Source organism: Streptomyces coacervatus (assembly GCF_029223485.1).
GTDB classification, from domain to species: Bacteria; Actinomycetota; Actinomycetes; order Streptomycetales; family Streptomycetaceae; genus Streptomyces; species Streptomyces coacervatus.
This window is the reverse complement of the sequence record NZ_JARHTP010000008.1, coordinates 178278-191635: the sequence shown is the minus strand read 5'-3', so window position 1 is coordinate 191635 and position 13358 is coordinate 178278. Positions and strand designations below refer to the sequence as shown.

The 13358-nt window shown below is 70.2% G+C and carries 10 protein-coding genes and 1 tRNA gene; 9 read left to right on the top strand and 2 right to left on the bottom strand.

The window, feature by feature from the left end; translation table 11 throughout:
* Positions 1–67 precede the first annotated feature (67 nt).
* The 4 genes from P2Q00_RS21155 to P2Q00_RS21140 all read left to right on the top strand — a co-directional run bounded on the left by P2Q00_RS21155 (position 68) and on the right by P2Q00_RS21140 (position 5375).
* Positions 68–1033: a carbohydrate ABC transporter permease gene (locus P2Q00_RS21155; RefSeq protein ID WP_275774189.1), complete on the top strand. Its 966-nt coding sequence runs from the start codon at positions 68–70 to the stop codon at positions 1031–1033.
* Positions 1030–1923: a carbohydrate ABC transporter permease gene (locus P2Q00_RS21150; RefSeq protein WP_275774188.1), complete on the top strand. Its 894-nt coding sequence runs from the start codon at positions 1030–1032 to the stop codon at positions 1921–1923. The genes P2Q00_RS21155 and P2Q00_RS21150 overlap by 4 nt, the downstream gene beginning before the upstream one ends.
* Positions 1924–1933: 10 nt before the next feature.
* A complete protein-coding gene (locus tag P2Q00_RS21145; protein WP_275774187.1) occupies positions 1934–2524 on the top strand; it encodes a hypothetical protein in 591 nt (196 codons plus the stop codon).
* 115 nt (positions 2525–2639) lie between these two features.
* Positions 2640–5375, top strand: coding sequence for an exo-rhamnogalacturonan lyase family protein (locus P2Q00_RS21140; protein ID WP_275774186.1), 2736 nt, complete (start codon positions 2640–2642; stop codon positions 5373–5375).
* 98 nt (positions 5376–5473) lie between these two features.
* Here the strand turns inward: P2Q00_RS21140 and P2Q00_RS21135 are convergent, their stop codons facing one another.
* Positions 5474–7873: an SCO7613 C-terminal domain-containing membrane protein gene (locus P2Q00_RS21135; protein WP_425579507.1), complete on the bottom strand. Its 2400-nt coding sequence runs from the start codon at positions 7871–7873 to the stop codon at positions 5474–5476.
* A gap of 88 nt (positions 7874–7961) precedes the next feature.
* On the opposite strand from P2Q00_RS21135, the gene P2Q00_RS21130 reads away from it, so the two are divergent.
* Positions 7962–8408: an SRPBCC family protein gene (locus P2Q00_RS21130; protein ID WP_275774184.1), complete on the top strand. Its 447-nt coding sequence runs from the start codon at positions 7962–7964 to the stop codon at positions 8406–8408.
* Between the two features lie 39 nt (positions 8409–8447).
* Positions 8448–8519 (top strand) — tRNA-Val (locus P2Q00_RS21125).
* Between the two features lie 46 nt (positions 8520–8565).
* Here the strand turns inward: P2Q00_RS21125 and P2Q00_RS21120 are convergent.
* A complete protein-coding gene (locus tag P2Q00_RS21120) occupies positions 8566–9291 on the bottom strand; it encodes a 3'-5' exonuclease (RefSeq protein ID WP_275774183.1) in 726 nt (241 codons plus the stop codon).
* A 168-nt stretch (positions 9292–9459) separates the two neighbouring features.
* Here P2Q00_RS21120 and P2Q00_RS21115 point away from each other — a divergent pair, with 168 nt between their 5' ends.
* The 3 genes from P2Q00_RS21115 (at position 9460) to thrS (ending at position 13347) form a co-directional block, all read left to right on the top strand.
* Positions 9460–10026, top strand: coding sequence for a DUF4365 domain-containing protein (locus tag P2Q00_RS21115; protein WP_275774182.1), 567 nt, complete (start codon positions 9460–9462; stop codon positions 10024–10026).
* Positions 10023–11249, top strand: coding sequence for a hypothetical protein (locus P2Q00_RS21110; RefSeq protein WP_275774181.1), 1227 nt, complete (start codon positions 10023–10025; stop codon positions 11247–11249). The genes P2Q00_RS21115 and P2Q00_RS21110 overlap by 4 nt, the downstream gene beginning before the upstream one ends.
* Positions 11250–11370: 121 nt before the next feature.
* On the top strand, positions 11371–13347 hold the full coding sequence (gene thrS / locus P2Q00_RS21105; RefSeq protein WP_275774180.1) for a threonine--tRNA ligase: 1977 nt from the start codon (positions 11371–11373) through the stop codon (positions 13345–13347).
* The last annotated feature ends 11 nt before the right edge of the window (positions 13348–13358 follow it).

Sequence of the window (13358 nt, the reverse complement as noted above, 5' to 3'; positions counted from 1 at the left end):
GGGCGCTGCCGAACCGCGGTCGCCTTCGCCGGAGACCCCATGGCCTCGGAACCGATTGGGAAGCACCGTGACGCTCGTCAAGGACTCACCGCCCGCCACCCGGAAGGCCCGCTCCGCCGCCCCCGCCGCAGTCAAGCGGCGGGGGCGGCGGGAGAACCTCGCCGGCTATCTCTTCATGTCCCCGTGGATCGCGGGCTTCCTGCTCCTGACCGCGGGCCCCATGGTCGCCTCGCTGTACTTCGCGTTCACCGACTACAACCTCTTCAACACCCCGAAGTGGATCGGCTTCGACAACTTCACCAAGATGTTCGACGACCCGCGGTGGCAGAAGTCGGTCGAGGTGACGGCCAAGTACGTCATCATCGGCACGCCGCTGAAGCTGCTGCTCGCCCTCGGGGTCGCCCTGCTGCTCGCCCAGAGCCGGCGCGGACAGGCCTTCTACCGGGCCGCGTTCTACGCCCCCTCGCTCATCGGCGCCAGCGTCTCCGTCGCCTTCGTCTGGCGGTCGCTCTTCTCCGACAACGCCATCGTCGACCGTACGATGTCGGTCTTCGGCTTCCATGTCGGCGGCTGGGTCGGCAACCCCGACTGGATCCTCTACTGCCTGGTCGCACTCACCGTCTGGCAGTTCGGCGCGCCCATGGTCATCTTCCTGGCGGGGCTCAAGCAGGTGCCGAAGGAGCTCTACGAGGCCGCCGAGATGGACGGCGCCGGACCGCTGAGGCGCTTCTGGAGCATCACGCTGCCGATGATCTCCCCGGTGCTCTTCTTCAACGTCCTGCTGGAGACCATCCACTCCTTCCAGATCTTCGGCTCGGCCTACGTCGTCTCCAACACGTACTGCGGTCCGGCCGACGCCACGCTCGTCTACACCTGCTACCTCTACCAACAGGGCTTCAAGAACGCCCAGATGGGCTTCGCCTCGGCGATGGCCTGGATGCTGCTGCTCGCCGTGGCCCTGGTGACCGCCGTCCTGTTCTGGTCGCAGAAGAAGTGGGTGCATTACGAAAATGACGCGGAGGACGCCCGATGAGCGCCACCACGCCCACCACGCCCACCACGTCGAAGCCGCTCGGCGGACTCGGACGCAAGCGCGCCGGATCGCTGGCCTGGCACATCGGCTCGCTGCTGGTCCTCGCGGTCGTCCTGTATCCCGTCGTCTGGGTGATCGGCGCGTCGTTCAAGCCGAGCAAGGAGATCATCAACAGCCTGCAGCTGTTCCCCGCGCATCCCGTCCTGGAGAACTTCAAGGGCCTGGCCGACGGCATCGCCGACATCTCGATCTGGACCTTCTTCCAGAACTCGCTGATCTACGCGGGCGGTGCCGTCGTAGGAATCCTGATCTCCTGCTCGCTGACCGCGTACGCCTTCGCCAAGATCAGGTTTGCGGGCCGGAACCTGCTGTTCTCGCTGATGATCGGCACGCTCCTGCTGCCGTATCACGTGCTGCTCATCCCGCAGTACGTGATGTTCCAGAAGCTGGAGCTCGTCAACACCTATGTGCCACTGCTGCTCGGCAAGTACCTGGCCACGGAGGCCTTCTTCGTCTTCCTCATGGTGCAGTTCATGCGGAACCTGCCGAGGGAGCTGGACGAGGCCGCCCGCATCGACGGCTGCGGGCATCTGAGGATCTACTGGTCGATCGTGCTGCCGCTGTGCCGGCCCGCGCTCATCACCAGCGCCATCTTCACCTTCATCAACGCCTGGAACGACTTCATGGGCCCGCTGATCTACCTCAATGAGCCCGGCAAGTACACCGTCTCCCTCGGCATGATGATGTTCCGCGACTCCGACGGCGTCGCCGCCAACTACGGCGGCCTCATCGCGATGTCCCTGGTCGCGCTGCTGCCCGTGCTGCTGTTCTTCCTCGCCTTCCAGCGCTATCTGATCGACGGCATGGCGACCTCCGGACTGAAGGGCTGAGGCGGTCACCATGGCCGAAGTGCGGGTGAAGGCGCGCAAGGAGTCGGTGTTCGCGGAGCGGTTCGGGCTCTTCGCCGAGTGTCTGCTCACCGGGGTGTGGATCGCGGTGGCCTCGCTGGGGGTGGTGACCTTTCCGGCCGCCTTCGCCGCCGGGGCGCGGCATCTGCGCCGTCGTACGGCCCATCAGGGCGGCGGCCGGCGGGAGTTCGTCGCCGACTTTTGTACGGCCGTGCGGGGCGGATGGGCCGCCGGGCTCGCCGGGTGGGTCGCGGCGGGTCTGGTCTGGGTGGATGTCCAGGCCGTGCGGGCCGGGCTGCCCGGGGGGCCGCTCGTCGGGGCCGTCGGCCCGTTCGCGCTGATCGGTCTCGCCGTGGCCGGGCTGCGTGCGGCGGCGGTCTGGGAGCCGGGGGACAGGTGGCGGGCGCTGCTGGCCGAGGCCGGTCGGCGTACCGTGCTCGACCCCGCCGGATCCTTCCTGCTCGTCGGCGGAGTGGTCCTCGTCGTCTGTTCCGCCCTGCTGATCGCACCGTTGGCGGTCCCCGTCCTGGGAGCCGTCGCGGCGGCGGCCGTCGCCGTGGAGGAGCGGTACCGGCGCCGCTGACGGGCGGTTCCCTCGTACAAGGCCGGCGCCCCGGAGGCCGTACCTCTCTCTGTCATGCCCCTGACCAGCTGCACGGAACGAAACGTCCCGCACGGAAAGGAAAGGCTGAACTCTCATGTCTCCCATCCCCCGCAGGTCCCTCCTCAAGGCGGCCGCCGTCGCCGGAGCCGCCGCGCAGTTCAGCTGGGCCCTAGGAGCCAAGGACGCGCAGGCCGCGCCAAGAGCCGAGGCAGCGGACGCCGATCCGGTGACCCTGGACTGGCTGGAGGACGGCGGTCTGGGTGCCGCGCCCGGATCGACGGTCGGCGTGCCCTGGCCGAAGGGCGCCCACCAGCCCGACCAGACCTTCGCGCTCACGGACGCGGACGGCAAGGCCGTGCCCGTGCAGTCCTGGCCGATCGCGTACTGGCCGGACGGGTCGCTCAAGTGGTCGGCGCACGCGGTGAGTTCGGGCTCCGGCAAGCTCACCCTCGCCGCCGGTGACGCGGCCGCCCCCGACAAGAAGGTCACCGTCGACAAAAGCGGCGGCACCATCGACGTGTCGACCGGAGTCATCACCGCCAAGATCGGCAAGAACGGCTCCACACTCATCAAGTCGGTCACCCGCGGATCGACGGAGATCGCCAGGAACGGCCGTCTCGTGCTCATCCGCCAGCCCGAGATCGAGGACGAGGACCAGGGCACGGTCAAGACCGAACGCTTCGACGGCGCCATCGGCGAGGTGACGGTCGAGCAGGACGGGCCGGTCCGCGCCGTCGTCCGCATCGACGGCAAACACCGCAGGGGTGACCGGAGTTGGCTGCCGTTCTCCATCCGGCTGTACTTCTACGCCGGGGCCGACTCCTTCCGCATGGTGCACACCATCACCTACGACGGCACGCAGGAGCCGGGCAAGGCGAGCGGCGATTTCATCCGCGGGCTGGGGGTGCGCTTCAGCGTGCCGATGCGGGACGAGTCGTACGACCGGCACATCCGGATCGGCGGCGAGGGCACCGGTCTGCTGCGGGAGGCGGTCAAGGGCATCACCGGTCTGCGCCGCGACCCGGGGGCGGCCGTGCAGGCGGCCCAGTACGCCGGGCAGAAGCTGCCCGATCCGGCCACCTGGGACCAGCGGGTGACGACCCGGCTGCAGTACATCCCGGAGTGGGGCGACTACACCCTCGCCCAGCTCTCCGCCGACGGCTTCACCCTGCGCAAGCGCACCAAGAAGGGCTACGGCTGGATCGGCGCCGGCGGCGGAAAGCGCGCCTCCGGCTTCGGTTATGTCGGCGGGGCCGGCGGCGGATTCTCCTTCGGGCTGCGGGACTTCTGGGAGAAGCACCCCGCCCAGCTCGACATCCGCGACGCCCACACCGACGAGGCCGAGGTCACCCTCTGGCTCTGGTCGCCCGAGGCTCAGCCCATGGACCTGCGCTTCTACCACGACGGCATGGGCCAGGACACATACGCCAAGCAGCTCGAAGGCCTCAACATCACCTATGAGGACTACGAGCCGAAGTTCGGCACCCCCTACGGCATCGCCCGCACCTCCGAACTCCTGTTCTGGGCCAACGAGTCGACGCCCTCGGCTGAAGCCCTGGCCCAGCAGGTCGACGCCGTACGGGTGCTGCCACAGCTCGCCGCCCCGCCCAGGCAGCTGATCAAGGCCCAGGTGTTCGGGCCCGGCCTGTACTCCGAGCCCGACCGCTCCACACCCGCCAAGGCCAAGATCGAGGACCACCTCGACTTCCTCTTCACCTACTACAAGGACCAGGTGGAGCAACGCCGTTGGTACGGCTTCTGGGACTACGGCGACTTCATGCACTCCTACGACACCGTCCGCCACCAGTGGCGCTACGACGTCGGCGGCTACGCCTGGGACAACTCCGAGCTCTCGCCGGACATCTGGCTCTGGATGGCCTACATCCGCTCCGGCCGCGCGGACATCTTCCGCTTCGCCGAGGCGCTGACCCGGCACACGGGCGAGGTCGATGTGTACCACCTGGGCGACTGGGCGGGCCTCGGCACCCGGCACGGCGTGCAGCACTACGCCGACAGCGCCAAGCAGCAGCGCATCGCCAACACCACCTACCGGCGCTACTACTACTTCCTCACCGCCGACGAACGCGTCGGCGACCTCATGCACGCCAACGTCGACTCCGACGAGACCTTCCTGGTCCTCGACCCGCAGCGCAAGGTCCGCACCGACCCGTACACGCCCGATCGGCACGCCCTGTCGGTCGGCTTCGGCACCGACTGGAGCGGCCTCGTGTCGGCGTGGCTGACCGAGTGGGAGCGCAAGGGCCCCAAGTGGGAGAAGGCCAAGGCGCGCGTGCTGTCGACGATGGAGGGTATCGCCGCCCAGCCCAACGGCTTCGTCCAGGGCAGCGGGCTGTACGACCTCGACACCGGCAAGTTCGCTGTTGCCGCTGCGCCCGTGGTCTCCGTCTCGCATCTCTCGGCCGTCTTCGGCCTGGGCGAGCTGTGCGCCGAGCTCATCGACCTCGTCGACATGCCCAAGTTCAACGAGGCCTACTTCGACTACTGCCGCTACTTCAACGCCACCAAGGCCGAGCAGAAGGCGCGTTACGGCTCGGACTTCGGCAGCCTGTTGCTCTTCCAGGGCCACTCGCGCCTCGACGCGTATGCCGCCGTCCGGACGGGTGACGCTGCGCTGGCCAAGCGGGCGTGGACGAAGTTCTACAGCTCGGACGGCTATATGGAGTCCTCGCCGTGGAAGACGGAGAAGCTGAGCGGCCCGGTCACCCTGGTCGCGGGCAGCGAGGCCGCGTGGGTGTCGTCCAACGACACCGCGCTGTACGGCCTCGCCGCTATCGAGAATCTGGCGCTGCTGGGCGACAAGATGCCATAACGCTCCGCTGGGGCAGCCGGGGAACTGCGGTGATTTGCTGTCTGCAGGCCGTGTGTGGCTGGTCGCGCAGTTCCCCGCGCCCCTGTCGGGGCGGGGCTTCAGTGCATCCGTGCCAGGACGTCCCGTACTCGACGGACCTCCCGGATACGGCGCTCATACGTCGCACCGAGGGCAAGCAGCAACAGTCCGGCGAGGGCGGGAGGTACCCAGCGGGGGAGTGCGCCGGTCATCTGGACCAGGTACGGGGCGAGTTCGTGCAGTGTGTCCAGGACCAGCACCGAGCCGCCGAGCACGAGGAGCGCCTGGAGGCGGTGCCGGGCGCCCAGCAAGGTGATCAGTAGGGCCGCCGTGCCGAGCAGCAGCGGGCGCGTCCAGTGCGGGTCGTCCCAGGCTGCGGCGAGGCTCGGCAGCAGGGTGGCGGCGAGCCCGGGCCCGTATGCCGTCCAGGACGACGCCTGCCGATCGCGGGACCTGCGCCAGACGCCGACGCACAGCGCCGGGACGGTGACCGGGAGCGTGTACGCCTCGACGGTGCCGACGTCCCAGGCCGCCAGCCGCACCCAACTGGCCAGCAGGAACAGGGCGGCGGCCGCGTATCCGACGGGACGGCGGTCGGCGCGTACGGCCACCCCCGCCGCGATCACTCCGCACAGGGCCAGCACCAGGGCGAGCATCGGCGGGGCGGTGATCGCGAGGCCGACGGCCAGCAGTCCGGCGGCGGCTCCGGTCACCTCGACCGGCACGCGCGCGTGCGGCTCGCCGAGGCGCGCGGCGAGCAGGGCCGCGGCCAACGGGACCGCCAGGACCAGCAGCGCAATGTGCTGCGGCCGCCAGTCCGCTGCCGTGCCCGTGGCGCACGCGAGCGCGGTGGCGTACACGAGGGCGGCCGGGGCGGTGACGGGCGCGAGGTGCGGGCGTAGCGAGGCGGTCGCGAACAGCGCGGTCAGGACGGACAGGACGATGAGGGTGGCGGTCTGGGAGGCCAGGGAGAGGAAGGAGAGGGAGAGCGAGCCGCCGAGGGCGAGCGTGGTGCAAGTCCTCGGCAGGAGCCGGAAGGCCGCCGCCGCGAGGGCCGCTCCGGTCACCGCGCCCTGCAGCAACAGGGTGGCAGGGTAGGGGAGTTGGAGAACCGCCGGCAGCGTCACGACGGTGGCCCACGCGAGGACCGTCGCGCCGGTCCGTGCCCATGGCCGTCGGGTTTCACCGCGGACCAGCACGGCCAGTACGGCCGCGACGACCACCGGGCCGAGGAGCAGCTGCCCGGGATACGGCGGCCACGGCATGTGGACGGCCACCGCGGCACGCGCGTCCGCGGGCACACCGGTCCACCAGCGCTCCGCCCAGCCCAGCGGACCCACCAGCGCGACCACGACCAGCGGCAGCGCACAGGCCGCAGCGACCGCCTGCACCGCACCGGAGGCCTGGACGAGGCCACGCCGTACGGGCTCGGGGAGCCGTACCCGCAATGCCGCCAACAGCGCGACGCCGCAGGTCAGATACCCCGTTACGGTCCACTCGTCGGGCAGCGTCACCCGCAGCACACCGCCGCCCGCCGCGACCAGGAGCAGACCGCCCGCCACGGCGTTGCCCGCGGCCACGGCCGGCTTCGGCAGCCGCCAGGCCGCCACCAGCGCGATCGCCGCCGCAAGGGTGAGGAGCGCCGCCGCACGGGCGGCGGCGCTCGGGCCGGCTGCACCCCAGGAGAGCCAGCCGGCCGTCAATGCACCCAGGGCGCCCGTGCCGTACGCGCCGACGGAGGCGAGGACGCGTATGGACTTGGCGGTCACCCGGAGCGCCACAGCTGTGTCGAGCCCGGCCGTCACCAGCAGTACGGCCGCGATCCCGTACGACCCGGCCGTGGCCGAGATCGCCCAGAAGAACAGCGGGAGTTGGGCCGCGGCCAGCGCTGCGGGCAGCGGCAGCCGCAGCTCGGCCGCGCGCGGCAGCAGGCCGTACGCCGCCCAGAGCCCCGCCAGCAGCGCCGAAGCGACCGCCGTGTACCCCGCGCCGTCCGTCCCCATGAAGGCGACCTGCTGCAACGCGTAAGCGTCCAGCACCGTCAGCGCCAGCCCCAGGCCGGCCACCGACTCGGCCGTCGAGCGCAGCCCGCGCTTCAGCAGGAGAAACGGCACACCGAGCGCGGCCAGCGTGACCGCGCCGAGCACGACCGCCCGCCCGGCGATCCCCAGATGCCCCCAGCTGACCAGCGTGAACACCATCGCCGCGACCGTGAGCAGGACCCCGCCGAGCAGCAGCAGAACGTTCTGCACGCCGGGCGCGGTGGCCTCAGGGCGAGGCGTCCCGAGGGGCGCCTGCGGTGCCGGGTGTGCCGGGCGTGCCGGCTGGAGTGCGGCGACCAGCCAGGCGCGGCGATGGAGCAACTGGGCCCGGCGGGCGTCCAGTTGCCATAGCTCGGCGTCGAGGAGCCGCAACTCCTCGGCCGGGGGCGGAACATGCGTCATGCCTCGGAGTGTGGTCTGGGTCACGTTGTACGGCATGAGTGCACGTACTCAGAACGTACTCAGATCACGCCAGCGCGCTGTCCGGCTGCCTGGCGAACGCGCCGGATGCGGGCAGACTCCCCTCATGGACTGGACGCACTACCGCTTCCGCAGCCGCTGGGCCCTGCCCGCGTCGCCCGCCACCGTGTACGAGGCGCTGGAGCGGGCCGAGGAGTACCCCCGGTGGTGGCCCCAGGTGCGGGAGGTGACCCGGCTCGACGACACCACCGGCGTCATCCGGGTCCGCTCGCTCCTCCCGTACGACCTGCACTTCACCGCCCGCGAGACGCGCCGCGACCCTGTCGCCGGTGTCCTGGAGATCGCCATGTCCGGCGACCTCGAGGGCTGGGCGCGCTGGACGATCACCGCGGCGGACACCGGCACCCTCGCCCGCTACGAGCAGGTCGTCGACGTGAACAAGCCGTTGCTGAGGCGGCTGGCCGTACCGGGGCGGCCGGTGTTCCGCGCCAACCACCGGCTGATGATGCGGGCCGGGCGGCGAGGACTGGTCGCGTACCTCGAAGCGGTTTGAAGGAAACCCGCGAAGACCTGTATGGTTCAGTGCGTTCCCGGGCGATTAGCTCAGTGGGAGAGCGCTTCGTTCACACCGAAGAGGTCACTGGTTCGAACCCAGTATCGCCCACCGGGAAAGGCCGGTCCGCAGCAGCGGACCGGCTTTTTTGTTGCTCTCATGCCGCCGCCGGCAGATCCGGCCGCAGCGGCCACTCCGGGTTCACGATCTCCTCCGTGCCGCTCTTCGCGAACCACGCCTGCAGACCGCGCGCCTGGGCCGCGTGCCACGTCGTCTGCAGAGTGTGCAGCTCGGCGGGGGAGAGACGCTCCAGCCGGGCGGCGAAACGACGCCCGACGGCCCGTACGACATCCAGTGCGGCCTTTGCGTCCGCGGCCGCGTCATGCGCACCCTCCAGCGTGACGCCGTAGTGCGCGCACAGGTCGGTCAGGGTGCGGCGGCCCTTGCGGTAGCGGTCCAGGTGTTTGTCGAGTACGCGCGGGTCGAGCACGCGCAGCGTCGACGACTCGAACCAGCGGTCCAGCGACGAGGCGCGATGGCGGCGCAACTCGCGGTCCAGGAGCGTCAGATCGAACGGCGCGTTCATCACCACGAGCGGACGGGCCATCGCCGCCTGCTCGGCCAGTTCCTCGGCTATCTCGTACATCACGGGCGCCGGCCAGCGGCCGTTGAGCGCCAGGTGTTCGTCCGTCAGCCCGTGCACCGCCGTCGCCGCCTCCGGCACCGGCACACCCGGGTTGACCAGCCAACGGGTCACCCGGGGCCGACTGCCCGGGGCGTCCTGGACGACAACGGCGGCCGACACGATCCGGTCGGTCTCGACGTCCACGCCCGTGGTCTCCGTGTCGAAGGCGGCCAGGGGCCCCTCGTACCAGGTCGTCATGCCAACACAACTCCTCGTTCACCCAGGGCAGCTGACGTCCCGTCTTCTGCCTGTTTGGTGATACCCGGGCTGTTTGCGCCGTACGCCGGAAGGACACAACAGGAGTACGGGTCTTTGCAGTTCAGAGGCTCGCAGCGGGGAATCACTTGGCGTGGAAGGCTGTTGGTCATGGCGATAGCGCAGCCCGAGCGGGGCGGGCTGCTGCCCGAACGTACGGGCCCCCTTCGCGGCACACTCGCCACCACCGCCTGCATGGAGACATTGCAGGTGGGCTATCTGCATGCGGTCGCCGCGGCGGCCGGCTGCTCGTTGTCGCAGCCATTTCCGGACAACGGCATCGACTGGCACGTAAGTCACGGCTCACCCGGGCACACCGTCGACGACGAGGTGACCATCAAGGTGCAGCTGAAATGCACGTACCAGGTCCCGCCGAACCCACCGGGGCGTTTCTTCTCCTTCACGCTCGACAACGACCATCTGCGCAAGCTCGCGCGCACCCCGGTCTCGGTGCACAAGATCCTGGTCGTGATGCTCGTCCCGAGATCCCAGGACGACTGGCTGCGCGCCAGCCACGACCGCCTTGACCTGCGGCACTGCTGCTACTGGGTCAACCTGGCCGGCCAGCCGGTCACCGGACGGACCCGGACCACCGTGCGGATACCGACCTCACGCATCTTCGACGACCGCGCGCTGTGCGAGATCATGACGCGGGTCGGGTCGGGAGGCAGACCATGACGCACCGCCCACTGGAGGAGCCACTGCGGCCGGTGCGGCCGCACCCGGTCGAGGCCTCCTGGCACCGTCCCCCCGAGCCCGACGAGGTCGACCCCGCCGTGCTCAGCGCCCTGCTGCTCCGGCACGGCTGGCAGCGTCGCGGCGGCGCCGCCGGACGGTACGGCCGCTGGACCCCGCCCGGCCCCTCGGGCGGCGGGACGAGCCTGCTCGTGCCCGAGAGCCGCGCCTTCCCCGACAGCGACGACCTGCTCGGCGAGGCGCTCGTCGCCCTGATCCGCAGCGGCACGCCCTCCGCACGCGAGGTGCTGGTCTCCCTCGCCGTGCCCAGCGACGAGATCCGCTGGTGGCGGGATGTGCCGAGCGGTCCCGCCGACTCCGCGCCCTGGGTGGTCGAGGAGCAGCTGCGCGCCTCCGCCCGCCAGATGCTGCTCGCCGCGGCGCTCGCCACGCGCGCGCGTGCGGGCTTCTACGGCGCCCGGCACCGCCGCGCCGCCGCCGCGCTGCTGGAGAGCGTCCTGGTCGGACCGGCGGCCGGCGGCGGCCGGCTGACCGCCTTCGTGCCCGTCGGTACGGGGCGGCCGCTCGCCGTACGCCTCCACCAGGCTCTGTACGCCACCCGCGAGGCCATCGACTACCAGCGCGCCACCGGCGGCATGGACGCCTTCGACGGCGCCGTCGAGGCGGGCGTGAGCCGTGAGCTCACCGAGGCGCTGATCGCCCTCGTGCGCGGCACCGAGGGCGCGAGGATCGCCGTCGAGTGGGCGCCCGCCGCCGGGGTGCCCGAGGACTGCGCGGCGGGTGTCGAGCCGGTGGAGTTCTCGCCGGGCGACCTGACCGTGCTGCGCGAGGCCGGCGCCCGCTATCTGCGCGAGGAGCCCTCCGTGCCCGTCCGGATCACCGGCACGGTGGTGCGGATGCGCAGGTCGGGGCCGCGCGGGGAGGGCAGCGTACGGCTGCGGGTGATCGCGGGGGCCGAGGTCCCGCACGTCCGGATCATGCTGGACGAGGAGGACTACCGCATCGCCGGGCATGCCCACCTCGTAGGGTTGCCGGTGCGGCTGCACGGGCGGCTGGAGAGCCGGGGCGGCTTCCGGCGGCTGACCGGGGCCTCAGGGGTCGCACCGGTGCAGGTGGAGGAGGCCGAGCGGGACCGGCTGATGAAGTCGCTGCAGGAGAACCTCGACTTCTTCGAGGAGGCATGCAGCGGGGAGGACGACGACTGAGCGCGGGCCTGCCTGCACAAAGGGCAACCGTTTCGCGGTCGGAGGGTCGGGGTCGGTACGATCCCCTATTGCGCGCGCTCCTGGTATGGCGCCGCACCCCACCTTCAGTCAGGAGAGACCGGTGTCAGACGTCCGTGTGATCATCCAACGCGATTCCGAGCGGGAAGAGCGCGTGGTGACGACGGGCACTACGGCCGCCGAGCTCTTCGCCGGCGAGCGCTCGATCGTCGCCGCGCGCGTGGGAGGCGAGCTCAAGGACCTCGCCTACTCGCCGGCCGAGGGCGAGGTCGTGGAGCCGGTGGAGATCTCCTCCGAGGACGGTCTCAACATCCTTCGCCACTCCACCGCGCACGTCATGGCGCAGGCCGTGCAGGAGCTGTTCCCCGAGGCCAAGCTGGGCATCGGCCCGCCGGTCAAGGACGGCTTCTACTACGACTTCGACGTCGAGAAGCCGTTCACGCCCGAGGATCTCAAGGCCATCGAGAAGAAGATGCAGGAGATCCAGAAGCGCGGGCAGCGCTTCAGCCGTCGTGTGGTCACCGACGAGGCGGCCCGCGAGGAGCTGTCGAACGAGCCGTACAAGCTGGAGCTGATCGGCCTCAAGGGCTCCGCCTCCTCCGACGACGGCGCGGACGTCGAGGTCGGCGCGGGCGAGCTGACGATCTACGACAACCTGGACGCCAAGACCGGTGACCTGTGCTGGAAGGACCTCTGCCGCGGTCCCCACCTGCCCTCCACCCGGAACATCCCGGCGTTCAAGCTGATGCGCAACGCGGCCGCCTACTGGCGCGGCAGCGAGAAGAACCCGATGCTCCAGCGCATCTACGGCACCGCCTGGCCGTCCAAGGACGAACTCAAGGGCTACCTCGACTTCCTCGCCGAGGCCGAGAAGCGCGACCACCGCAAGCTCGGCTCCGAGCTCGACCTGTTCTCCATCCCGGAGCAGATCGGCTCCGGCCTCGCCGTCTTCCACCCCAAGGGCGGCATCGTCCGCCGCGTGATGGAGGACTACTCGCGCCGCCGCCACGAGGAGGAGGGCTACGAGTTCGTCTACACCCCGCACGCGACGAAGGGGAAGCTCTTCGAGACGTCCGGGCACCTGGACTGGTACGCCGAGGGCATGTACCCGCCCATGCAGCTCGACGAGGGCGTGGACTACTACCTCAAGCCCATGAACTGCCCGATGCACAACCTGATCTTCGATGCGCGCGGCCGCTCCTACCGTGAACTGCCGCTGCGCCTCTTCGAGTTCGGGACCGTGTACCGGTACGAGAAGTCCGGCGTCGTGCACGGTCTGACCCGTGCCCGCGGCTTCACGCAGGACGACGCGCACATCTACTGCACCCGTGAGCAGATGTCGGAGGAGCTCGACAAGACGCTCACCTTCGTCCTCGGCCTGCTGCGCGACTACGGCCTGACCGACTTCTACCTGGAGCTGTCCACCAAGGACCCGGAGAAGTTCGTCGGCTCCGACGAGGTCTGGGAGGAGGCGACCGAGACCCTCCGTCAGGTCGCCGAGAAGCAGGGTCTGCCCCTGGTGCCCGACCCGGGCGGCGCCGCCTTCTACGGGCCGAAGATCTCCGTCCAGACCAAGGACGCCATCGGCCGGACCTGGCAGATGTCGACGATCCAGCTCGACTTCAACCTGCCGGAGCGCTTCGACCTGGAGTACACCGGTCCGGACGGCTCCAAGCAGCGCCCGGTCATGATCCACCGTGCTCTGTTCGGCTCGATCGAGCGGTTCTTCGCGGTGCTCCTGGAGCACTACGCGGGCGCTTTCCCGGCCTGGCTGGCCCCCGTCCAGGCGGTCGGCATCCCGATCGGCGACGGGCACGTGGAGTACCTGGAGAAGTTCGCCGCGGCCGCGAAGAAGCAGGGCCTGCGGGTCGAGGTCGACTCCTCCTCCGACCGTATGCAGAAGAAGATCCGCAACGCCCAGAAGCAGAAGGTGCCCTTCATGGTCATCGCGGGCGACGAGGACATGTCGGCCGGTTCCGTCTCCTTCCGCTACCGCGACGGCTCGCAGGAGAACGGCATCCCGTTCGACGAGGCCATCGCGAAGATCGCGAAGGTCGTCGAGGAGCGGACGCAGGTCTGATCCATCGCCTT